This is a genomic window from Litoreibacter ascidiaceicola (assembly GCF_900129235.1).
In the GTDB taxonomy this organism is placed as follows: Bacteria; Pseudomonadota; Alphaproteobacteria; order Rhodobacterales; family Rhodobacteraceae; genus Litoreibacter; species Litoreibacter ascidiaceicola.
In genome coordinates this window covers 383788-404717 of sequence record NZ_FQUV01000004.1, presented here as the reverse complement: position 1 = coordinate 404717, position 20930 = coordinate 383788, and the positions used below count along the sequence as shown (strand labels likewise).

Sequence of the window (20930 nt, the reverse complement as noted above, 5' to 3'; positions counted from 1 at the left end):
ACAGCGTCCCGCTTAAACTCATCCGTAAACCGAATTCCTTTGTTCATATCCATCTCTCCTTGGTTCCAAAATTACCAAGCAAAGCGTCTACAAATCTAGGGGCACCTCAGGCTACCGTGCCAGCCTGACAGAGATCGTGCAGATCATCGGAAGGGCAACGAGAGACGCCAAAGGCAAGACCCATTCCCGCTTTACCAACCTGATAGCAGAACCAGATGCCTCTGAAGGTGCTGTCACGGAGGCGATCAACGATACCCTGAAGGCCATCGCAGCCAGCCTATTGATGGAACAGGTGTTGGTGCCACGGTTCAACTTCGCACCGAAATTGACATCCACCACGCCGACAGAAGGCTTCGAATACGGTGAGGGTGGCTACGACCCTGAGAAAAGCAACGTCGGCTTTAACGAAGACAGCGGGCAGTTCCAGATCGAGATCAAGGGGCTGGTCGAACCCAAGTCGAAAGAAGCGGAACGCATTTGTCAGGAGGACATCAACGAGGTGATCACGGCCTTCGTGCAGGACAAGCAGGTCAAGGAACGCGGCCTGTTCGACGAAGAACTCGTTCCTGAAGAGATTACCGTTGTTCGGATGGGCAAGATCATAAAGGATCGTTACCCCGATCTGGAAGAGAACGACGTTGAGGCGATCAGACAACGCGCTGTAGCCGCCCTGAACATCACGCAGGGGGCCAAAGCAGCGGTCCTTGGCAACGATGGTGACGACAACGAACCATCTGCCAACACCGCGCTGATCGACGGTGTGCGAAAGTTTGCACTAAGTGTTCGTGATCTGGACATTGATCTGATCGATGCGATCAATCCGTTCGGCGAAGCCTATTCAATCCTTGCCAAGTCAATGGACGAGGACAGCCTGAAACAGGTTGCTTCTGTCATCGCAGCCAAACGAAACCCAGTCACACCTGATGAGGCTGTTACGTGGGCCAAACGTGCCAGCAAGTTTAAGAAAGACATGGGGCGCTCACCATCCCTGACCGCGACGGACCCGTATGAACGCCTGATGGCCGAAGGTGCCACGGCATTCATGCGTTTCCGCAAGGAGGGCAAATATGAGTGATGACCTAGATGCACTGGCCGATGATCTGGCCGAGTTTGATATCGAGAAGAAGCCCGTTGCACGGTCTGCTGTTGAAGAACGGATTATTGCGGGGTTTGAGGATATCCAACGCTTCGTTGATACGGCGGGGCATCCACCTCGTCACGGGGCCGACTACGATATCTTTGAACGATTGTATGCGGTGCGTCTGGAACGGTTGGCTGCAAATGTTGAATACCGTGCGCTTCTTGAAGAGATGGACCGTCAGGGCATCCTGTGCGGAGCGGCACCTGCTGGGGCCGAAGATGACGATGACATCGATCTGGACGCACTGGCCTCTGATCTGGAAGACCTCGAAGATGCGGCACATGACATCACGGACCTTCGCCACGTGCGTCCCGTTGCTGAGAAGAGGGCAGCAGAAGAAGTCGCCAACCGAGAAGCCTGTGCTGACTTCGACAAATTCAAACCGTTGTTCGAACAGGTGCAAGCCGAGTTGGATGCTGGTGTTCGGGCAACGCGCCCCTTTGAGTTGAAAGCCGAAATTCAGGTTGGGAGCATGTTCATCGTGAGTGGCCAGAAGGCATACGTTGCTGAGATGGGCGAAGTCTATCTGAATGCTCAGAGCCGCACCGACGCACGGCTGCGCGTCATCTTTGACAACGGCACAGAAAGCAATTTGTTGATGCGATCATTGCAACGCGCACTCCACAAGGATGACGCAAGTAGGCGCATTACTGACCCGAATGCAGGCCCGTTGTTCTCTGACGCGACCGTGGATGGCGATGAGGCCAGTGGGATCATCTACGTCCTCCGTAGCAAGTCTGACCTGCCAGTTGTGGCGCATAACCGCGATCTACTCCATAAGATTGGCGTCACAGGGGGAAGTGTGAAGACACGGATAAGCACTGCCAAGCTAGACCCGACGTTCCTGATGGCCGATGTAGAGATCGTTACGACCTATGAGCTTTACAACATCAACCGTGTGAAGCTGGAGAACCTGTTGCACCGCATCTTTGAGGCGGCGCGGCTGGACATCGAGATCAAGGACCGCTTCGGGCATCCCGTCACACCACGTGAATGGTTCTTGGTGCCTCTGTTTGCCATCGACGAGGCTGTGGAGCGGATCAGGGACGGGACGATTAAGGGCGTGGCATATGATCCTTCAACGGCGTCCCTGAAATAGCCTTAAATGTCACTACTAAACACAACCACCTTTAGTTATCCGATGCAGTCGAACATGCCTGCTTTGCAGTTCAAAGTCAGTCCAGATCATCGTCTTCCCCAGGATCAGGGTAATCAATTCTAGGATCGGACAACTTGATCCACTTCCGTTTCTTGAAGAACTCTGGGCCATCATCGTAATGTGCCAGTGAACCCGCAATCTTGTGGCCCAAAATCGAACGACGCATGTCGTTATCTGCACCAGCCCGCCTCATGGCATTGCTGAATGTTGTCCTCCATGAGTAAAGCACCTTCTTTTCATGGATGATAGGGGGGTCCATCTTCACTCTGATAAGTTTGATGAAGTTCGCCCGCACTGTCTGCGCCCGATCCTTTTTCTGTGATAAGAATGTATTGAAACCACCAGCGTGGAAAAACGCTGGAAAGTCGGATATTTCGGGATGTAGTGGTATTGATCGATCCGACCCGTCAGTCTTAGAGCCGATCACAACTAGGCTTTTATCGCTTACATTCTCAGGACGCAGATGAAGGACCTCTTTAGGCCTCAAAGCTGTGAATGCTAGCACTCGACAAACCATATGGATCGCCACTCGGCGCTCATCAGCCATTCCACGTAACGGTGATCCCCACACTTCGTCCATTGCCGCAAAGATGCGCCGCACTTCCGAAGGTGAAAACGGTTTCGTTTTTATCATCTGAGTAGAACGTTTCTCAGGTTTCAGCACCACTGATGGCATAGGGTTATAGGATATCTTCCCTTCGCCAACTGCGTATTTGAACATGCCTCTGATGGGCGTGAACAGTGATTGGATCGCACTGGCTTTGTTCGTGTCGCGTTGGGCATCTCGGAACTCACGGAGGCGATCTTCGTTCAAGTGATCGAGTGGAATGTCACCCACCTGTGCTATTAGACGCTTGATCACACGGCGATATTTGTTCCGCACTTCTGGCTTTATTTGGTTGTTTTTGAAGTAAGCCTCGGACATCGCAGTGATCGTGTTGGGGTTGCCACCTAATTCAGTGATCCGCCGTTCCAGTTTCCGCTTCACCAGATCGAACTCATCACGTTCATCGGGATCATTAGGAGGGGCAACATGTGAGCCGAACGAAGCTTCAAGGATGGCACGAAAACGGACTAGTCGGTCCTGATCATCAAATTTCGGGTTGGTGGAGGCCGCTTCGTATCCTGCACGTGCTGCATCCAATGGATCAAACGATGGGGGCAGGGAGCCTGCTCTCTGGGCTTTCACCATGCCAGCCACAAGAGGTGCCATCATATCCGCCTCGGTCTCTTGGCGGACCTGTATCGCGGTCTCAGGGTTATCCAAGGCTTCGATCATGGCATCATGCTTTGCAGCCCACTCCGTTACGAGAACAACGGCCTGTTGATATGATACCTTTCCACAGGGACGGTTCCAGTTTTTGATCCCCAAGGTCTTCTGATGTCGGATCGGAACACGCCTGCGATAGTAGAAACGACCACCATTGACTTTGAGATGATCGACTGTGTGTGCAGGCATTGTGTCCAGAAACCTTCGAAATGTGTCCAGAAACGGACCTCCTAGCAGGAGGTATATCCAGTAAAGCAAAGATTTTCAATGATTTGGTAGTGATGGTGGGCGACCCTGGAATCGAACCAGGCGTGCGTCTCCGCGAGAGAGTTACAGTCTCCTGCCACACCTTGCGGCCTGTCGCCCACTGGGGCGCTGGATATTAGTCATCCACTGCCCCGTCAACATGAAAACACGCCGCCGCTTGCGCTTTTCTCCATCAGATGATCTAGACCACGTTATGAAGCAGAAAAAACCCACTTGGGTCGTCCAGAAAGAGCGCGACCGCCGCGCAGCAGCAGCAGAGACCGTTTGGCTGTTCGGTATCCACGCCGTGCGCGACGCGCTGTCCAACCCGATGCGCGACCGCTTGCGCCTTGTTGTGACCAAGAACGCGGCTGACCGCTTGGCCGAAGATGTTGCAAAGTCCGGCATGGAACCGGAAATCAGCGATCCGCGTAAATTTGCGGCACCGATTGATCCGCAGTCCGTCCACCAAGGGGCAGCGCTTGAGGTCAAACCTCTCGACTGGGGGAACCTCACCAGTCTCTGCGCACCGCGCGGTCAGAACTCCCGCGTGGTCCTGTTGGACCGCGTGACCGATCCTCACAATGTCGGTGCAATTCTGCGATCCGCCGAAGTTTTCGGGGCTCGTGCTGTGATTGCGCCGCACCGCCATTCGGCACCCGAAACAGGGGCCTTGGCAAAAACCGCATCTGGCTCACTAGAGCGCCAACCCTATTTGCGCATCAAGAACCTTGCCACAACAATGGAGGCCCTGCGCGAGATGGGCTATCTTTTGGTCGGGCTAGATGCGACGGGCGACACCACGCTGGAAGACATTCCGCAAGACCAGCCGATTGCCCTTGTTCTTGGTGCTGAAGGTCCGGGCCTGCGCGACAAAACCAAGGAAACCTGCGACAGATTGGCCAGAATCGATCCAGCGGGTAAGTTTGGCTCGCTCAATGTCTCGAATGCGGCGGCGGTCTCCCTATATGCAGTGGGACGCCCGACCTAAGAGGACCAATGCGCCCCAATATCAAGATTGCCACCTGTTGTTATTGCAGTCGTCGTACGATGTTGAAGCCTACTGCGCGTGGTGGCCGCGAATTGGCTTGTGGAAGTTGCGGCGCTCCCTTGCACGAAATGAAGTGGCTCAAAGCGCCAGCGCGAAAGCCGCAAAAGCCTTCTGCGTTGCCGCAGTCCAACGAGTTCAAGCGGTCCCGCAAACGGAAACCTCGCAAGCCGCTATGGCGTCGCGCCTTGGAAGAAGTTTGGGACGAGGTCGAGGATATCTTCGACTAGTTCACGTTTTTGTAAGAATTCTGGAAAACCGAAGCCAGACACCCCACCTATTGATCATGGGCACAGCAACGGAACTGCGTGCCCAATAACACTGTCCCTCGTTCCGTGACTGCGCCCGTGGCCCCCCCGCCATGGGCGCTTTTTTATGGCTTGTCTGACACCCGTTCGGGTTTCATAAATCAGCCATGGACTATACCGATGCACATCTGAGCCAGATATTGAAGACCACCAAGGTGATTGCTTGCGTCGGGGTTTCCACCAACCCCGTGCGCCCCAGTTATTATGTCGCCCGCTATCTGACGCTCAAGGGCTATACCGTAATTGGTGTGAACCCCGGACACGCTGGGAAAATGCTATTCGGGCAGACAATCGCGGCGAGTTTGTCCGACATCCCGCACACCGCACAAGTCGACATGGTCGACATTTTTCGAAGACCCGACGCCGTCCCTCCTATCGTGGACGAGGCGCTCGACGTATTGCCCCAGCTCAGAACCATCTGGATGCAAATCGGGGTTTTTCACCCAGAGGCCACTGAACATGCCGAGGCCGCCGGAAAAGTCGTCATTCAGGACCGTTGCCCGAAAATCGAATATCAGCGGCTCTTTGGGGAACTCCGCATGGGCGGGTTCAATACCGGCGTCATCTCTTCGAAATTGTAAGCGAGCTAGCCTGCGAACACGCCTGACAGATCACGAAATCCTTTGATCTCTATGGGATTTCCGGACGGATCGCGGAAAAACATCGTCCACTGCTCGCCCGGCTCGCCTTCAAACCTCACCGATGGGGCCAGAACCCAATCGGTGCCCGCGTCTTCCAACCGGTCTGCCAAGTCACGCCAGTCGTCATAGACCAGCACCAACCCCAGATGCGGCATAGGCACCATGTGATCCCCGACCTTACCGGTCAGATCATTTGCAAAAGGCGTCCCCAAATGCAGCGAGAGTTGGTGCCCGAAGAAATCAAAATCCACCCACGTGTCTGTCGAACGCCCCTCGGCGCAGCCTAGAAGCCCGCCATAGAATGCGCGGGCCTCATCAAGGTCGGTTACGTGGTAGGCGAGATGAAATGGCGTCAACATGATGTTGATTTACATACCATTGTAGCAGGTCTGCCAACCCACTAGTGTCCACAACAACAATTTTTCTCAGGGAGACACAAATGTCTGACACAGCAAACTACGGCTTCGACACACTGCAGATACATGCGGGTGCCCGTCCGGACCCAGCAACCGGCGCGCGCCAGACGCCAATCTATCAAACCACCGCTTATGTGTTCCGCGACGCCGAGCACGCGGCGGCGTTGTTTAACCTACAAGAGGTCGGCTACATCTACTCCCGCCTGACCAACCCGACGGTCGCCGTTTTGCAAGAACGTATCGCGACCCTTGAGGGCGGCGTTGGCGCAGTCTGCTGCTCGTCCGGCCACGCGGCGCAAATCATGGCGCTGTTCCCGCTGATGCAACCCGGCTGCAATATTGTAGTATCGACGCGTCTGTATGGCGGCTCGGTCACGCAGTTCTCGCAAACAATCAAACGCTTTGGCTGGGAAGCCAAGTTCGTGGACATTGACGACCTCGATGCCGTAAAGGCCGCTGTGGACGATAACACCCGCGCGATCTTTGGCGAGGCCATCGCCAACCCCGGGGGTCATGTTATGGATGTGCGCGCCGTCGCTGACATCGCTGACGCGGCTGGCGTTCCCCTGATCATCGACAACACCACGGCCACGCCATACCTGTGCAACCCTATTAAACTGGGCGCGACTTTGGTTGTTCACTCGACCACCAAGTACCTGACCGGCAACGGTACGGTTACCGGTGGCTGCGTGGTGGACAGCGGCAAATTCGACTGGACCGCATCGGACAAATTCCCGTCCCTGTCTCAGCCGGAACCCGCCTATCACGGCCTCAAGTTTGCAGAGACCTTCGGGCCGCTCGCCTTCACCTTCCACGGCATTGCTATCGGGCTGCGTGACTTGGGCATGACCATGAACCCGCAAGCCGCGCATTACACATTAATGGGCGTCGAGACGCTTTCCTTGCGGATGGAGCGCCATGTCTACAACGCCGAGAAGATCGCCGAGTGGCTTGAAAACGATCCACGGATTGATGCGGTGACCTATGCGGGCCTGAAGTCATCGCCCTACCATGCGCTGGCTAAAAAGGTTTGCCCAAAAGGGGCGAGCGGCTTGTTCACCTTCGCGGTCAAAGGCGGATACGACGCCTGCGTCAAGCTCGTCGACAGCCTCGAGATTTTCTCTCACGTGGCGAACTTGGGCGACACGCGCTCCTTGATCATCCACTCGGCCTCCACGACCCACCGTCAATTGACCGAAGAACAGCAAGCTGCGGCAGGGGCTGCAGCAAACATGGTGCGGGTCTCAATTGGCACCGAGAACGTCGAAGACCTTATCGCTGATCTTGATCAGGCATTGGCAAAAGCAACTGCCTGATACCTTTCCGCCCCTGCGTTGTGCACGCGGGGGCGGTTTAACTTTCTTCCGCCTCCAATGTGATATATCCTTGGCCTATCAGGGCTTTTGCCGCTGATACCGCAGGATAACTGACGAGATGGCTCGCGTCGTATGACACCAAATTTTGCCCTCAATCTATCAGAGGACGGTATCGTCCTTTTACACCGTCACCCTTCCGGTGCCGGCTGGGTTAAGGTTGGTGAAGCTGCTTTGGATAGTGCAGATCTTGGGGCGGCCCTTGCCAGCTTGCGAGACAAGGCGGAAGCAATTGAAGGGCCCGGGTTTTCTACAAGACTGATATTGCCACCCTCGCAGCTGCTTTACGCGACGATCACCGTTGAGGGTGACGTTACGGCCAGCGTTGAGGAGGCCTTGGAAGAGCGCACGCCCTATACTGCAGCGCAATTGAATTACGACATTTCCAGTGAGGCTCCTGAAGTTCAGGTCGTTGCTGTCGCCCGTGAAACGCTGGAAGAGGCCGAGGGATTTCTTGCTCCCTATGGTTTTAATGCGGTGGGGTTCACCGCCCTCCCCGATCCGGCCCATTTTGATGGCGCGCCAAACCTTGGGTCGCTCCCGTCTGCCGGCGAAGGGAATATCCCGACCGGCGATGCCCCGATAAAGGTTCTGTCTCCCGAGGACATTGCGGCGCTTGAGGCACCGAATGCTGAACCAGAGTCTGAAGTCGCAGCCGCCCCAGAGCCAGAGCCAGAGCCAGAGCCAGAGCCAGAGCCAGAGCCAGAGCCAGAGCCAGAGCCAGAGCCAGAGCCAGAGCCAGAGCCAGAGCCAGAGCCAGAGCCAGAGCCAGAGCCAGAGAATGAAACGGTTGAACTTGCACTTGGCAAGCCCTCAAACGACGAGCTCCAGGATACGCTTCCAGACGAAGACCCAGCCGTTCCTGAAGACCCGGCCGCTAATCCTTCCAACGACCCCGCATTGCCCGTGACACCACCTGCGGCGTTTTCATCGCGTCGCAAACCTGTTTTAGGACCAGCTACGGGCTCCGAAGGTGATCTTGTCACTTCGCGCGCCCCACGCATCGCCATTCCAACCGATGATCTGCGCAAAGCGCCTGCACCTAAAAAGCCGCCAAAGGTGGAGCCTCGCATTAAAACCGGTGAGGCGGTAAAGAAAAAAGCCCCCCCTCCAATTGTGCCACCGCCCGTCGTCACCCCCGCCAAAGCGAAGCCCGCAAAAACGGCGCCATCGCGATTGGGGCAAGGTGTTGCGGCACTGCGCACGAGGGCGAAAAATGCCGCGAAACGCAGCGCAGCAGAAAAATCGGCCAAGGTCGTGGAAGCCCGCGAAGTTGCCGACACGCTCATCTCCAAGCCCGATCCGATTGCGGAACTTGCCGCGCGTCAGGCCGCTGGAAAACCACGTTTCCTTGGATTGATCCTAACAGGCATTCTGATCCTTGTGCTGCTGCTATTTGCTGCGTTCTCTTCTTATCTGTTGCCCGACAATGCAGTCACACGGTTCTTTGGAGGCGACGCGCCTGAGATCGCAAAAATCGACCCTGATCTGACGCAACCGCAAAGTTCAACGATTGAAGATGACGAGCGGCTGGCGTCCCTTCCGAACCAACCCGAGGGAAGTGTCTTCTCGATCCCTTCGGAAGAAGAAATCGCCGAGTCAGAAACGCCGGAGCCTGAAATTCTTGCCCTTCCATCGATGACGCAAACCGAGGCCGAGACCGCCTATGCGGTGTCCGGCATCTGGCAGATGGCACCTGATTTGCGAACCGCAATCGTGCGCGAGGATCTGGACGAGCTTTATGAAAGCTCCCTCGACCCTGATCTGGCCTTTGAGGATGCACCGGCCTTGGCCAGTTTCGATGCGACGGCACAGGCGTTGGAATTCGACATTCCCGCCTCACCACCGGCCGCATCCATTCTGTTCAGCTTGGACTCGCGCGGTCTTGTTCGACCGTCGCCGGAAGGGACTGAGAACCCTGATGGCATCTTGGTATTCTCTGGCAAGCCGCCGGTTGTTCCACGTCAACGCGCCGATGGGCTAGCGCCTGAAACGCCTGTCGGTGAAGAAGAAGTTGTGGAACAGGTTGCTCCTGTTTCGATCGACAATCCTCTCGCTGGATTCAAGCCAACGCAACGGCCGGGCGATCTACAAGAACGGTTTGAGCGTGCGACCCAAGGGGGTCGTTCCCGTGCGGAGCTGGCAACAATTCGCCCTCAAATCCGTCCCGAGTTGCCACAGGCCAAAGCCCGCGCAGACGCCATCGCCCGCGCGCTGGCAGAAGCTGCAACCGATGCTCAGGACGCTGAAGCGCGCGCTGCTGCGGAAGCCGCCGCTCAGGCAGAATTGGACAGGCCCACGGCTCAAGCCGTCGCGCGGTCGCTTCGCCCCAACAGCCGTCCACGCAATTTTGCCCGTGTTGTAGCTCGAGCGCGGAAGGTGCCCTCGGAAGAACGCAATCCAGCGGCCACAGCATCCACAGCCGCTATCTCGCGCGGGAACGGACCAGCGGTCGCACGTAACAGCCGCGCAGCACCCACTGGCAACACCCGCGCGTCAGTCGCGCGAGCTGCAACCGACAACAACGCCATTTCTCTTGGTAAGGTGGCCTTGGTCGGTGTGTTCGGGACATCATCCAACCGTCGCGCCTTGGTTCGAATGCCCAATGGCCGGTTCAAGAAAGTGGGTATTGGCGACAGGGTCGACGGAGGCCGTGTCGCGGCCATCGGTGAAGGTCAGCTTAAATATACCAAAGGTGGACGCACGCTGACGCTGCAAATGCCGCAGGGCTAAACGAGCAGAACCGCGGCCAGCCCAAGGAAGGCGAAGAAGCCAACCACATCCGTCACCGTCGTCACAAACGCGCCGGAGGCGAGTGCGGGGTCGATGCCAAGTTTCTCCAAACCCACCGGGATAAGAATTCCCGCTAAAGCCGCCACAACCAAGTTGATCACCATCGCAACCGCGATCACTGCCCCGAGCAACGGCGTGCCGAACCAGACGATACCAACGATCCCCATGATCACCGCAAAGATGATCCCATTTACCAAACCTGCGACGGCTTCACGCCGGACCACACGCCACATGTTCGAGCCTGTAAGGTCCTTCGTCGCAATCGCGCGCACGGCAACGGTCAGCGACTGCGTGCCAGCATTGCCGCCCATTGAAGCCACAATCGGCATCAGCACGGCCAAAGCAACGATCTGCGTCAGCACCGCTTCGAATTGGGATATCACCATGCTAGCCAAAATCGCTGTGAACAGGTTTACACCAAGCCAGGGTAGCCGCTGCCGAACGGTCTCCAGCGTCCTGTCCGACAGGCTTTCCTCACCGCTCACACCCGCAAGGCGCAAAATATCCTCTTCGGCCTCGTCGTCCAGAACGATCATGGCGTCGTCAATCGTAATGACGCCGACCAGCCTGTCATCTTCGTCGACAACAGGGGCCGAAATCAAGTGATACTGGTTGAAAGCATAGGCCACATCTTCTTCCGGCTGGGTCACCGGGATCGTCCGAAAACTGTCTTCCATGATAGCTTTCAGCGTAACCGCGCGAGGGCTTCCCAGCAGTTTTCCCAAAGTCACGTAGCCAGTTGGATGGTAACCGGGATCGACGAGAATGATGTGATAGAATTGGTCCGGCAGGTCATCTTCTCGGCGCAGAAAATCAATGGCCTGCCCCACATTCCAGTGCTCGGGTGCCACGACCAGCTCGCGCTGCATAAGACGACCGGCGGAGTATTCAGGGTAGCTCAGAGCGCGCTCGACAGCGACGCGATCAACGTCCTCCAGCGCCCCTAGAATGCGTTCCTGTTGGTCATCTTCCATGTCCTCGACAAGGTCGACAACGTCGTCAGACTCCATGTCCCGAACAGCTTCGGACAGCACCCCGTCCGAAAGGTAGCCAATGACTTCTTCGCGCAGGTTTTCATCAAGTTCTGATAGGACCTCGCCGTCGATCCCCATCGACCATAGACCCAGAAGCGCACGCCGCTCACCGGAGCTGATTTGCTCCAAAAGGTCGGCGATGTCAGCAGGGTGAAGCGGGTCCAGCGCTGCGTCGATGGCGTTGGTGTCCATCGCTTCAATCGCAGCATACACGGCGGAAATGACCGAGCGTTCCAGCTTGTATCCACTTTCGGTGACCTCGGGCATCTCTGTCAGATCATCGACCATGATGTGAATCCTGTGGCTAAAACTGCGATCAGGTCTTCATAACCAAGGCAACGTCCAAGCAACAGCCGCAATCTTCATTTCACTTCCGAGATTGGGCGCGTTACCACAATAGGTATGCGCACACCGACACATATCCTTCTGGGCCAGACGCTGAGTTTTTCTGGCGATCCGTTTCTGACCCCCCTCGAAGATGCAGTGAGGTTTGAACGCCGAGGTGCCGTTGTCATTGGCGATGGCAAAGTTCTTGCGGTCGGTCCGGCTGAGGAAATCTCACAACCCGTAGATGCCAAAGTGACGGACTATGGTGACGGGTTGATTATGGCCGGTTTCGTAGATGCACATCTGCACTACCCGCAAACCGGCATCATCGCGAGCTGGGGCAAACGTCTCATCGACTGGCTCAACAGCTACACTTTCCCTGAAGAGGCGCGGCTGGCCGATCCGGCCTATGCCCGCGAGATCGCAGAGCGCTATTTCGATCTGGCCATGGCAAACGGGACGACAACATCGCTCAGTTACGCAACGATCCATCCATCCAGCGTCGACGCCTATTTCACCGAAGCCCAATCGCGCGGGCTCCGTGCGTTAGCTGGCAAGACTTGCATGGACCGCAATGCGCCCGACAACCTGCGTGACACGGCGCAAAGCGCCTATGACGACAGCAAAGCGCTGCTTGAAAAATGGCACGATATCGATCGTCTTGGTTACGTCATCACACCCCGCTTTTCCCCCACTTCGACATCTGAACAACTGTCTGCCCTCGGTGCGCTGTGGGTAGAGAATCCTGAATGCCTGATGCAGACACATATCTCGGAGCAGCACGAAGAAATCGCGTGGGTTTCGGAGTTGTTTCCCGATGCCCGCGACTATCTCGACACCTATGAGACCCACGGGCTTTTAGGGGAGCGCGCGGTCTTCGGCCATGCCATCCACCTGACCGAACGCGAACAATCCCGTATTAAAGAAGTCGGTGCAGGGCTGGTGCATTGCCCGACATCGAACACGTTCATCGGTTCAGGCATTTTTGAAACCGCACGGATGAAGGCCGAGGGACAACGCGTTGGTTTAGCAACAGATACCGGTGGCGGGTCGTCGTTCTCAATGCTGCGCACCATGGCTGCGGCCTATGAGTTAAGCCAGTTGAAAGGCCAGCCGTTACACCCCGCGCAATTGATGTGGCTGGCCACATGCGGGTCTGCGGATGTGCTGCACCTCAGCGATAAAATCGGCAATCTTGCGGTTGGAATGGAGGCTGATCTGGTCGTGTTGGACCTATCTTCCACGCCTGCAATTGCACAGCGCAGTCAGCGTGCAGAAGATATCTGGGAGGCCGTCTTCCCGACAATCATGATGGGCGATGACCGAGCGACGAAAGCGGTCTGGGTAGGCGGATCGCTCGCGCGTTAAACCGTTTGTTAGTAAACCTGTTTTGGTGGTTTCCTCAGCAACCGGACCGCCCGAAAACCAGAACCCAATAATCACCCTCAGCCCGTGCGGCCCCGTATTCACTAGGCTTTGACGACAGGTTGTTGCGGCGATGACCTGGGCTGTCCATCCAACCTTGCATGACCTGCTCCGGTGTTTTCCAACCTTGGGCGATGTTTTCAGCCACAAAGCAATAGCTGTAGCCTTGGGCGCGAACCCGTTGGGATGGCTTGGATTTGTCGGACCCGACATGGTCGAAGAACCCGCTCCGTGCCATATCCTGAGCATGCGCACGTGCGGCAGCGGCAAGTTTCGGGTTCGGGCTTAAAGGTGGAAGGCCGTTCTTTGCCCGCTCCGTGTTCAACAGGACCCCCACATCCGCACGCGAGACCGCAGTCGCATCTGAGGTGACAGGCGTGGCTACAGTTGGGGATGACGCGACAGGGTCATCTGGGGTGCACGCTGTCAGAAACGCGATTGCTAGCGCGGTCGTACCGAACATCCTGAGCATACTTTTCACCCTCTTAGATCAAATTCTCTCTGCCAGCTTTTGTGCCAGAACATTTTGTTTTGCCACGGTAGCAGCAAGGTCGAAATTCTCAAACTGGCCATCACGGATGATTTCGCGCCCTTCGACGATCAGATCGCGGACGCGCGTCGGACCGGCCAGCAGCAATGCAGCCGGATCCCAAGAGCCCGCGCTTTCCACGCCTGAAACGTCCCAAATCGCAATATCCGCACGGAAGCCTTGACGAATTTGCCCACATTCCGCCCCACGACCAAGTACCTGCGCGCCACCTCGCGTGGCAATTTCCAAGGCCTCGCGCGCTGACATGGCATCCGCCCCACACGCGACCCGTTGCAACAACATGGCCTGACGTGCCTCGCCGATCAGGTTGCCAGCATCGTTGGACGCAGAGCCATCGACACCCAGCCCTATCCGAACGCCCGCATCGCGCATCTTGCGAACCGGGGCGATGCCAGAACCAAGGCGGCAGTTGGAGCATGGGCAATGCGCAACACCAGTGCGGGTGCGCGCGAAAAGATCAATCTCCGTACTGTCGAGTTTCACACAATGTGCGTGCCAGACATCTTCGCCAACCCACCCAAGGTCTTCGGCGTATTGCCCCGGACGGCAGCCAAATTTCTCGAGGCTGTATGCAATGTCCTCGTCATTCTCCGCCAAATGGGTATGCAGCATCACACCTTTGTCACGGGCCAGAAGGGCCGCATCGCGCATCAACTCGCGGCTCACCGAGAAAGGTGAGCAAGGTGCAAGACCTACACGCACCATCGCCTCTGGTCGCGGGTCATGAAACCGGTCGACGACGCGAATGCTGTCCTCCAGAATAGAGCGTTCCGCTTCGACCAGCGCGTCGGGGGGCAGGCCGCCGTCACCTTCGCCAATGCTCATCGCACCACGTGTCGGATGGAAGCGAAGCCCGACTTCAAACGCAGCCGCGATTGTATCGTCCAAAGTCGACCCGTTCGGAAACAGGTACAGATGATCAGATGTCATGGTGCAGCCCGACAAGGCCAGTTCCGCCAGTCCGACTTGAGCGGAGGTGAACATTTCCTGCGGCCCGAAATGCGACCAGATCGGGTAAAGCGTTTGCAGCCACCCGAACAACAACGCGTTCTGACCGCCTGGCACGGCGCGGGTCAGGGTCTGGTAGAGATGGTGGTGCGTATTGACCAACCCCGGGGTGACGACGCAACCATCGGCAGTGATTGTTCGTCCAACAGTCGTAAGCTCCTGCCCCGTTTCAACGATTTCACCATTCCGGATCAACACATCTGCGCCGCGCAACTCGCGACGCGCATCATCCATGGTTAGGATTGTATGGGCGTTCTTGATCAGTAATTCAGGCATAGTCGGCTAACACTTTAAGCGCCTTGGCATGGAGTTCGGAATTGGCCGCGGCAATCACCTGACCGCCCTGATCGGCAGGCCCACCTTGCCAATTGGTCACAACTCCTCCGGCGGCCTCGACCACGCCAAGCGGTCCTTGAATATCGTAAGTGGCCAGCCCCGCTTCGACCACCAAGTCGATTTGCCCGATTGCAAGCAGCGCATAGGCGTAGCAATCCATGCCATATCGCGCCAGTTGGCATTGCCCTGAGAGGTCTTGAAATCCCTTTGCATCGGACGCGGTTCCGACCTCGGGGAATGTCGTGAATATAGTCGCCTGCTGAAGTTCGTTGACCGCCGAGGTTTGCAAAATGCCCGTCCCATGGGGGCCGGAAAAATGTGCCTGCCCAAGCCCGCCAATAAAGCGCTCTCCGATATAGGGCTGATCAACCAATCCCATGACGACGCTTTTCCCGTCGTGCAAGCCAATCAATGTGCCCCAAGTCGGGGTTCCAGAGATGTACCCGCGAGTCCCGTCGATCGGGTCGAGCACCCAGGTTAGACCTGATGTGCTGGCTTTGTTGCCCAACTCTTCGCCTAGAATTCCATCCTCGGGGCGCTCTGCCTCGATCAGTTGGCGCATGGCCTGTTCTGCCGCGCGGTCAGCAACCGTCACAGGGTCGAAACCGTCGGTGAGCTTGCTAGATGTCTGCAAGCCGCCACCACGAAAATAGCGCAGGGTCTCTATGCGCGCGGCATCGGCCAGCTTGTGTGCAAGAGCCACCAGCTCAATTTGTAACGTCTCGTCCATTCCGGCCCCGTACTGCGTAGCTTTTTGATGCTACCCTTGTCGCGTGGCTCGACAACGGGATCAAGCGTGTATCAAGGCGACGCTGACACTGGCACCCGAAGGCCTGCAGCCATTTCGCACAACCTGCGACGTTCGACATCCGGCATTGTACGGTAGAACTGGATTAGGGTTTCAGCCTCCAGCAGCTCATCCGGCAAACCGTCGCGATGCCCTTCAAGCCCATGGAAAAAGTAGGCAATAGGTACCTCCAGCACCTGCGCGATATCCCAAAGGCGCGAAGCCGACACGCGGTTGGCACCGGATTCGTACTTCTGGATTTGCTGGAACCGTATTCCAAGTGCACTTGCCAATTCGCCCTGCGTCATGCCCACCATCCAACGCCGATGGCGCAAGCGCTTGCCCACGTGGATATCAACCGAATGCGCCATGTCGCACCTCCTCTGAATTATTCGCCCCAGTCTGAACCCCAGTGTGCAAATAAACGATTAATTTTAGGGATCGTGTCCGCACCAGATTTCCCATGGCCTCCGGCACACAGCCCCGCTAGGTTCTGCGAAATCGAACACAGGAGCCCCCGATGCGCGCATTTCAGGTCACAGAATTTGATACCCCCCCGGTTTTGCAGGACGTCCCGAAGCCCGAAGCCGGCAAAGGTGAGGTCTTGTTGAGAATTGAGGCTTGTGGCTTGAATTTTGCAGACTTGCTGATGGTGAAAGGAACCTATCAGGAACGCCCGCCCCTGCCCTTCACCTTGGGCATGGAAGTTTCCGGAACCGTTGTGGCCCAAGGCGAAGGCGTCACCTCACCCGAGATTGGTGATCGTGTGGCAGTTTTCGGCGGCAATGGCGGCTTGGCAGAGTTCGGGACGTTTCCAGCTAACCTTTGCGTAACTTTGCCTGACGAGATGCCCTTTGAACATGCGGCGGCATTTCAAGTTGCGTATTCCACATCCCACGTCGCGCTCGACTACCGTGCGCAGCTTCAACCGGGCGAAACCCTCCTTGTGCTAGGTGCGGCCGGTGGTGTCGGACTAACAGCAGTGGAGTTGGGCAAATTGATGGGGGCTAAAGTCATTGCTGCGGCTCGTGGAGCAGACAAATTGGAAGTCTGCCGCCAAGCTGGTGCGGACCATGTGATCAACACAAGATCGGAGGATTTGCGCGAAGCCGTCAAATCATTGGGTGGCGCCGATGTGGTCTATGATCCGGTCGGTGGTGACTTGTTCACAGCCGCGCTGCGGGCCTGCAAGCCGGAAGCTCGGGTCCTGACTATCGGTTTTGCATCTGGCTCTGTTCCACAGATTGCAGCCAACCACCTGTTGGTGAAAAATATCAATGTCATCGGCTTTTACTGGGGCGGGTATTTGCGTTTCAAGCCACAGGTTTTGACCGATAGCTTGAAGCAGCTGTCGCAGTGGTATGCACAGGGCAAGCTTCATCCGCATATCAGTCACACTCTGCCCCTGGATCAGGCGAGCGATGGGCTTGAATTGCTCCGCTCGCGCCGCTCCACCGGAAAAGTTGTGATTACGCCCTGAGCTGTATGGTCTCCTGCGGGGACCATTCGGACAAGTAGGCGTGGCGGATCATATCGCGCAGAGTTGTCAAAATCGGGTCATCATCCGCCTGAAGATACAGCACGATGCGCGATTGCCCCGGATCGGGAAGCACACCGTCATGCGCTATGGGCCCCGTTTGGCGTGGATAGACACCCTTGATCGCAGCGTGAATGGCCAGATCAGCGCTGACCACCGCTTCCACCGCGTTATCAAGGTCGGAATCCACAACCATGTCCCAATCAAACTCGGCGTCATCCAGTCGTTTCAGGACACCAGACCGGAAAATACAGTTCTTACAAAAAGCGACGGGCAACGGGCGTTGCTTCCAAGCAGAGCCACCGGTCGCTCCGATCCAGACCAAGGGCAATGTGACCAAAGCCTCCCCACCCGGTCCGGGATGCTCCTCGGTCGTCAGGATAACATCGCATTCACCACGCCCGAACATCTCGCGCAGGCGTTTGGTTGGCGCTGACACCATCCGCATCCGTACGCGTGGAAAATCTGCCGCGAAGGCACGTAGGATCGGTGGAATGTAGGGGTAGATGATGTCGTGTGGCACGCCGAGGACGATTTCGCCTTCGTATTCTTTTGCAGTAAGGCGTGTGTAAATCTCGTCATTCAATGCAAGCATCCGGCGCGCATAGCTCAGCAATTGCTCACCCTGCGCGGTAAGCGAAACGGAGCGGTTCGAGCGGTCGAGCAACGAGACATCAAGGGCCTCCTCCAGACGCTTGAGCTGCATGGAAACCGCCGATTGCGTCAAGTGCAGGTAACCCGCGGCTTTTGTGACCCCGCCGCTATCTGCAACAGCAACAAAGGATCGAAGGGAGGTGATGTCCAGATTCCGCGCCATATCAATTCCTGTGATGTGTTATCTCAAAACCATTCATTTTCCATATGAACCACAGCATGGCATATAGATCAATATAAATGATCCAAAATCGGATTTTCATCACACATAACGAAGGCTAGACCTATGACCGACTTCACATGCACCGCCGCACACGCGCGCCCCGCACAACGTAAAACTGGCCTGATGGGGTATGTTGACCTCTACAGACAGCGACGCGCTCTGGCGGCACTTGATGACAGCCGGCTTGCAGATATTGGTCTGAGCCGTCGTGAAGCAGACGCCGAAGCAAGCCGCCCTGTCTGGGACGCACCTACCTACTGGAAATAGATATCAAATTTTGAGTTGCCCGCCACGTATCAGTGGCGGGTTTCAATCATCGCGTACATGCGCCGGATCATCCGGCTGGCCGTTGTTTCGAACAAGGCTGGCAATACGGCATGTACCAACGCGGCCCCACCCGCCGCAAAGAGCAGCCCAGCAAATCGCAACGCAAAGCGCATATGCCCGAAGTAACTCTCCCCGACCGAGGCGGTATGCGACCGCATGGCGCTGAAGAATGATTGCTTTTGCGAAACTTGGGTGCTGTCGGACATCGGGCTCTCCTCGGTTGATTTCAGCCAGTCTAGTTGCATCGCTTGGGTATGATCATCTCAAATATCATTGCATAATTGCTAATTATTGAGATATTATCCCACCCATGACCAACAACATAGACGAAACAGACCGCTCCATCCTGCGCCTCCTGCAAAATGATGCCACACTTAGCGTCGATGCGCTTGCAGAAAGCGTCCACCTGTCGCGCAATGCCTGTTGGCGGCGTATCAAACGGCTGGAGGAAACGGGTGTGCTTCGTGCGCGCGTGGCCTTGGTCGATCCGGCGAAACTGGGGGTGGGGCAACTGGTCTTCATCCTGATGCGCGCGGCGGATCACAGCCCCGACTGGCTCAAGGCATTTGACCATGCCGTCCAGACTCTGCCCGAGATCACCGGTGCCCACCGGATGAGCGGGGACCTGGATTACGTGCTTAGGGTTCAGGTGGCGGATGTCCCAGATTACGACAGATTCTATAAGCGTTTGATTTCAATGGTTCCGGTCCGAGATATCTCGGCCAGCTTTGTCATGGAAAACCTTAAAGACTCTACGGCGGTGCCTGTTTGAGGGGCCAACAATTATTTGTGACCAAAATACTGCGGAATAGCTTGAAAACAGGGGCCACCTGCCCCACTTTAAGTTCATAACCTGCCGGACTGTGTCTGGCTCTGTATCAACCTGCCTGAAAGGGAGTGTTTTCATGGCTGAATATGAGACGATGGGGTCTGTCGGCACAGGTAGCCGCGCAAACGCCGCCATCGACGCGGGCCTCAAAGCCCATATGAGCAAAATCTACGGCCTGATGTCGATCGCGATGCTGATCACTGGTGGCGTAGCGTTTGCTGTCGGCACCAACGAAGCTTTGTTGGCTGCCATCTTCGGCACGCCCCTTCGCTGGGTCGTAATGTTTGCACCGCTTGTTGTGGTGTTTGCATTTGGTGCAATGATAAATCGCCTGTCCGCAGGCGCAGCACAGCTTGTGTTTTGGGGCTTCTCCGCCCTGATGGGGCTGTCGATCAGCTACATCTTCGCGATCTACACCGGCATTTCAATTGCGCAGACCTTCATGGTCACTGCCATCGCGTTCGCGGGCCTTAGCCTGTGGGGATACACCACCAAGAAAGACATCTCCGCATGGGGGTCCTTCCTGATCATGGGTGTGATTGGTCTGATCTTGGCGTCAATCGTCAACATCTTCCTGGCGTCCTCTGCGGTACAATTCGCGATCTCCAGCATCGGTGTGCTGATTTTCGCAGGCCTGACTGCATATGACACGCAGCGCCTGAAGAACGAATACATCCAGATGTCCAGCTACGGTGAAAGCGAGTGGCTTGCCAAATCCGCGATCATGGGTGCGTTGAGCCTCTATCTGAACTTCTTGAACATGTTCATGTTCCTGCTTCAGTTCATGGGTGGTCGCGAGTAATCGCTTCCCCATTCTAAATAGAAAAGGGCCAGCAATTTGCTGGCCCTTTTTTTGTTCAATTTTGTTTATGCAATCTAACTACAGGTCAGCGCGTAGACCGTCTGGGTGCCGATATTGAACGGCCCTGCCGCTTTCGAACAGCCCGTCAATTGCGGTAGAGCAGCCTCAAGTGATGGTCCCATTGACGCGCTCATCCGACCGGACGTGCGGTTGAAAACCGCGTAGGAAGCGCTTCCGACATCGACTTGTGCCACTCCCATAGACTGGCCAGCCAATGTGACGCGTGTTCCCGTTCCTGCATTCTGCGCAGCAACAGATGCGTTCGCCTGATGGGAACTTCCAGCTACGCCGGATGCCCCTGCAAAATTCGCCGTGATGAATTCGCCGGTGCGCGACGATGCGGTCCCCTGACGCAGAACGCCATCACTTGAAGCCGCACCAGCCGCGATGCGCTGCTGCTCTGTGTATACAGAATAACCGCTCGGCGCTGGAAAGACCCCAGGCTCGCCACGTAGCGCTCGGGCGCGATACTCTGTGGCGGAGCTTGGCGCAAAGCGAGCCCCCTGCGCCCAATCCCCATGGACGCCACGCGCCTCTGTACAGGCCGCAAGCCCAAGCACTGACAGTAGTAATAGTTTATTCACGTCAAACACCCCCAATATGTTGTGGGCAGGGTAAAGGTGCTGCCTGAGTCCA

The 20930-nt window shown here is 56.5% G+C and carries 22 protein-coding genes and 1 tRNA gene; 12 read left to right on the top strand and 11 right to left on the bottom strand.

Annotated features, from left to right (window positions below; translation table 11 throughout):
* The first annotated feature begins 136 nt into the window (after window positions 1-136).
* Both BUB72_RS10915 and BUB72_RS10910 read left to right on the top strand, forming a co-directional pair.
* Entirely contained in the window at window positions 137-1075 is a 939-nt protein-coding gene (locus BUB72_RS10915) for a DEAD/DEAH box helicase (protein WP_245814803.1), read from the top strand.
* On the top strand, window positions 1068-2240 hold the full coding sequence (locus BUB72_RS10910) for a GIY-YIG nuclease family protein (protein WP_073143724.1): 1173 nt from the start codon (window positions 1068-1070) through the stop codon (window positions 2238-2240). Before BUB72_RS10915 ends, BUB72_RS10910 begins: the two co-directional genes overlap by 8 nt.
* 76 nt (window positions 2241-2316) lie before the next feature.
* Here BUB72_RS10910 and BUB72_RS10905 read toward each other — a convergent pair whose 3' ends face one another.
* Window positions 2317-3759 (bottom strand): phage integrase SAM-like domain-containing protein, encoded by a 1443-nt coding sequence (locus tag BUB72_RS10905; RefSeq protein WP_175549151.1) that lies wholly within the window; start codon window positions 3757-3759, stop codon window positions 2317-2319.
* A gap of 93 nt (window positions 3760-3852) precedes the next feature.
* Window positions 3853-3936 (bottom strand) — tRNA-Tyr (locus tag BUB72_RS18835).
* 94 nt (window positions 3937-4030) lie between these two features.
* Here BUB72_RS18835 and rlmB point away from each other — a divergent pair.
* From rlmB to BUB72_RS10890, 3 genes are all read left to right on the top strand, one after another.
* Entirely contained in the window at window positions 4031-4807 is a 777-nt protein-coding gene (gene rlmB, locus BUB72_RS10900; protein WP_073143750.1) for a 23S rRNA (guanosine(2251)-2'-O)-methyltransferase RlmB, read from the top strand.
* Window positions 4808-4935: 128 nt separating this feature from the next.
* Window positions 4936-5094 (top strand): hypothetical protein, encoded by a 159-nt coding sequence (locus BUB72_RS19090; protein WP_245814802.1) that lies wholly within the window; start codon window positions 4936-4938, stop codon window positions 5092-5094.
* 185 nt (window positions 5095-5279) lie between these two features.
* Window positions 5280-5753: a CoA-binding protein gene (locus tag BUB72_RS10890; protein WP_073143721.1), complete on the top strand. Its 474-nt coding sequence runs from the start codon at window positions 5280-5282 to the stop codon at window positions 5751-5753.
* A 5-nt stretch (window positions 5754-5758) separates the two neighbouring features.
* Here the strand turns inward: BUB72_RS10890 and BUB72_RS10885 are convergent, their stop codons facing one another.
* Window positions 5759-6172, bottom strand: coding sequence for a VOC family protein (locus BUB72_RS10885; RefSeq protein WP_073143720.1), 414 nt, complete (start codon window positions 6170-6172; stop codon window positions 5759-5761).
* Window positions 6173-6252: 80 nt separating this feature from the next.
* Between BUB72_RS10885 and BUB72_RS10880 the strand changes: the two genes are divergently transcribed.
* Together BUB72_RS10880 and BUB72_RS10865 are read left to right on the top strand one after the other, a co-directional pair.
* The gene (locus tag BUB72_RS10880) at window positions 6253-7545 is read left to right on the top strand and encodes an O-acetylhomoserine aminocarboxypropyltransferase/cysteine synthase family protein (RefSeq protein WP_073143719.1); all 1293 of its coding nucleotides are present in this window, start codon (window positions 6253-6255) and stop codon (window positions 7543-7545) included.
* A 321-nt stretch (window positions 7546-7866) separates the two neighbouring features.
* The gene (locus tag BUB72_RS10865; protein ID WP_175549150.1) at window positions 7867-10335 is read left to right on the top strand and encodes a hypothetical protein; all 2469 of its coding nucleotides are present in this window, start codon (window positions 7867-7869) and stop codon (window positions 10333-10335) included.
* Here the strand turns inward: BUB72_RS10865 and mgtE are convergent.
* Complete coding sequence (gene mgtE / locus BUB72_RS10860; RefSeq protein ID WP_073143715.1) at window positions 10332-11717, bottom strand: magnesium transporter; 1386 nt, start codon at window positions 11715-11717, stop codon at window positions 10332-10334. The two genes, BUB72_RS10865 and mgtE, sit on opposite strands and share 4 nt — an antisense overlap.
* Window positions 11718-11831: 114 nt before the next feature.
* On the opposite strand from mgtE, the gene guaD reads away from it, so the two are divergent.
* On the top strand, window positions 11832-13124 hold the full coding sequence (gene guaD, locus BUB72_RS10855) for a guanine deaminase (protein WP_073143714.1): 1293 nt from the start codon (window positions 11832-11834) through the stop codon (window positions 13122-13124).
* Window positions 13125-13158: 34 nt separating this feature from the next.
* On the opposite strand, the gene BUB72_RS10850 is transcribed toward guaD, so the two are convergent.
* The 4 genes from BUB72_RS10850 to BUB72_RS10835 form a co-directional block, all read right to left on the bottom strand.
* Window positions 13159-13653: a CAP domain-containing protein gene (locus BUB72_RS10850; protein ID WP_245814801.1), complete on the bottom strand. Its 495-nt coding sequence runs from the start codon at window positions 13651-13653 to the stop codon at window positions 13159-13161.
* 18 nt (window positions 13654-13671) lie between these two features.
* Window positions 13672-15015, bottom strand: a complete 1344-nt coding sequence (locus BUB72_RS10845) for an 8-oxoguanine deaminase (protein WP_073143713.1) — start codon at window positions 15013-15015, stop codon at window positions 13672-13674.
* A complete protein-coding gene (gene hisN, locus BUB72_RS10840) occupies window positions 15008-15805 on the bottom strand; it encodes a histidinol-phosphatase (protein WP_073143712.1) in 798 nt (265 codons plus the stop codon). Before hisN ends, BUB72_RS10845 begins: the two co-directional genes overlap by 8 nt.
* A gap of 71 nt (window positions 15806-15876) precedes the next feature.
* Window positions 15877-16233 carry a helix-turn-helix domain-containing protein gene (locus BUB72_RS10835; protein WP_073143711.1) on the bottom strand — a complete coding sequence of 119 codons (357 nt, stop codon included), beginning with the start codon at window positions 16231-16233 and terminating at the stop codon, window positions 15877-15879.
* Window positions 16234-16382: 149 nt separating this feature from the next.
* Here BUB72_RS10835 and BUB72_RS10830 point away from each other — a divergent pair, with 149 nt between their 5' ends.
* The gene (locus BUB72_RS10830; protein WP_073143710.1) at window positions 16383-17342 is read left to right on the top strand and encodes an NADPH:quinone oxidoreductase family protein; all 960 of its coding nucleotides are present in this window, start codon (window positions 16383-16385) and stop codon (window positions 17340-17342) included.
* Here BUB72_RS10830 and BUB72_RS10825 read toward each other — a convergent pair.
* A complete protein-coding gene (locus BUB72_RS10825; RefSeq protein ID WP_073143709.1) occupies window positions 17332-18216 on the bottom strand; it encodes a LysR family transcriptional regulator in 885 nt (294 codons plus the stop codon). The two genes, BUB72_RS10830 and BUB72_RS10825, sit on opposite strands and share 11 nt — an antisense overlap.
* A gap of 123 nt (window positions 18217-18339) precedes the next feature.
* On the opposite strand from BUB72_RS10825, the gene BUB72_RS10820 reads away from it, so the two are divergent.
* Window positions 18340-18543, top strand: a complete 204-nt coding sequence (locus tag BUB72_RS10820) for a DUF1127 domain-containing protein (protein WP_073143708.1) — start codon at window positions 18340-18342, stop codon at window positions 18541-18543.
* A gap of 29 nt (window positions 18544-18572) precedes the next feature.
* Here the strand turns inward: BUB72_RS10820 and BUB72_RS10815 are convergent, their stop codons facing one another.
* Window positions 18573-18809 carry a DUF6356 family protein gene (locus BUB72_RS10815; RefSeq protein ID WP_073143748.1) on the bottom strand — a complete coding sequence of 79 codons (237 nt, stop codon included), beginning with the start codon at window positions 18807-18809 and terminating at the stop codon, window positions 18573-18575.
* Between the two features lie 104 nt (window positions 18810-18913).
* On the opposite strand from BUB72_RS10815, the gene BUB72_RS10810 reads away from it, so the two are divergent.
* Window positions 18914-19375 carry an Lrp/AsnC family transcriptional regulator gene (locus tag BUB72_RS10810; protein WP_073143707.1) on the top strand — a complete coding sequence of 154 codons (462 nt, stop codon included), beginning with the start codon at window positions 18914-18916 and terminating at the stop codon, window positions 19373-19375.
* Window positions 19376-19508: 133 nt separating this feature from the next.
* Window positions 19509-20234, top strand: a complete 726-nt coding sequence (locus tag BUB72_RS10805; RefSeq protein ID WP_073143706.1) for a Bax inhibitor-1/YccA family protein — start codon at window positions 19509-19511, stop codon at window positions 20232-20234.
* Window positions 20235-20308: 74 nt separating this feature from the next.
* Here the strand turns inward: BUB72_RS10805 and BUB72_RS18625 are convergent, their stop codons facing one another.
* Window positions 20309-20878: a hypothetical protein gene (locus tag BUB72_RS18625; RefSeq protein WP_139250658.1), complete on the bottom strand. Its 570-nt coding sequence runs from the start codon at window positions 20876-20878 to the stop codon at window positions 20309-20311.
* Window positions 20879-20930: the final 52 nt, after the last annotated feature.

Bases quoted from the DNA above. Each gene is read 5' to 3' on its own strand.
- BUB72_RS10910 (WP_073143724.1), top strand. From the start codon at position 1,068: ATGAGTGATGACCTAGATGCACTGGCCGATGATCTGGCCGAGTTTGAT.
- BUB72_RS10905 (WP_175549151.1), bottom strand. From the start codon at position 3,759: ATGCCTGCACACACAGTCGATCATCTCAAAGTCAATGGTGGTCGTTTC.
- rlmB (WP_073143750.1), top strand. From the start codon at position 4,031: ATGAAGCAGAAAAAACCCACTTGGGTCGTCCAGAAAGAGCGCGACCGC.
- BUB72_RS19090 (WP_245814802.1), top strand. From the start codon at position 4,936: ATGAAGTGGCTCAAAGCGCCAGCGCGAAAGCCGCAAAAGCCTTCTGCG.
- BUB72_RS10890 (WP_073143721.1), top strand. From the start codon at position 5,280: ATGGACTATACCGATGCACATCTGAGCCAGATATTGAAGACCACCAAG.
- BUB72_RS10885 (WP_073143720.1), bottom strand. From the start codon at position 6,172: ATGTTGACGCCATTTCATCTCGCCTACCACGTAACCGACCTTGATGAG.
- BUB72_RS10880 (WP_073143719.1), top strand. From the start codon at position 6,253: ATGTCTGACACAGCAAACTACGGCTTCGACACACTGCAGATACATGCG.
- mgtE (WP_073143715.1), bottom strand. From the start codon at position 11,717: ATGGTCGATGATCTGACAGAGATGCCCGAGGTCACCGAAAGTGGATAC.
- guaD (WP_073143714.1), top strand. From the start codon at position 11,832: ATGCGCACACCGACACATATCCTTCTGGGCCAGACGCTGAGTTTTTCT.
- BUB72_RS10850 (WP_245814801.1), bottom strand. From the start codon at position 13,653: ATGCTCAGGATGTTCGGTACGACCGCGCTAGCAATCGCGTTTCTGACA.
- BUB72_RS10845 (WP_073143713.1), bottom strand. From the start codon at position 15,015: ATGCCTGAATTACTGATCAAGAACGCCCATACAATCCTAACCATGGAT.
- hisN (WP_073143712.1), bottom strand. From the start codon at position 15,805: ATGGACGAGACGTTACAAATTGAGCTGGTGGCTCTTGCACACAAGCTG.
- BUB72_RS10835 (WP_073143711.1), bottom strand. From the start codon at position 16,233: ATGGCGCATTCGGTTGATATCCACGTGGGCAAGCGCTTGCGCCATCGG.
- BUB72_RS10830 (WP_073143710.1), top strand. From the start codon at position 16,383: ATGCGCGCATTTCAGGTCACAGAATTTGATACCCCCCCGGTTTTGCAG.
- BUB72_RS10825 (WP_073143709.1), bottom strand. From the start codon at position 18,216: ATGGCGCGGAATCTGGACATCACCTCCCTTCGATCCTTTGTTGCTGTT.
- BUB72_RS10820 (WP_073143708.1), top strand. From the start codon at position 18,340: ATGACCGACTTCACATGCACCGCCGCACACGCGCGCCCCGCACAACGT.
- BUB72_RS10815 (WP_073143748.1), bottom strand. From the start codon at position 18,809: ATGTCCGACAGCACCCAAGTTTCGCAAAAGCAATCATTCTTCAGCGCC.
- BUB72_RS10810 (WP_073143707.1), top strand. From the start codon at position 18,914: ATGACCAACAACATAGACGAAACAGACCGCTCCATCCTGCGCCTCCTG.
- BUB72_RS10805 (WP_073143706.1), top strand. From the start codon at position 19,509: ATGGCTGAATATGAGACGATGGGGTCTGTCGGCACAGGTAGCCGCGCA.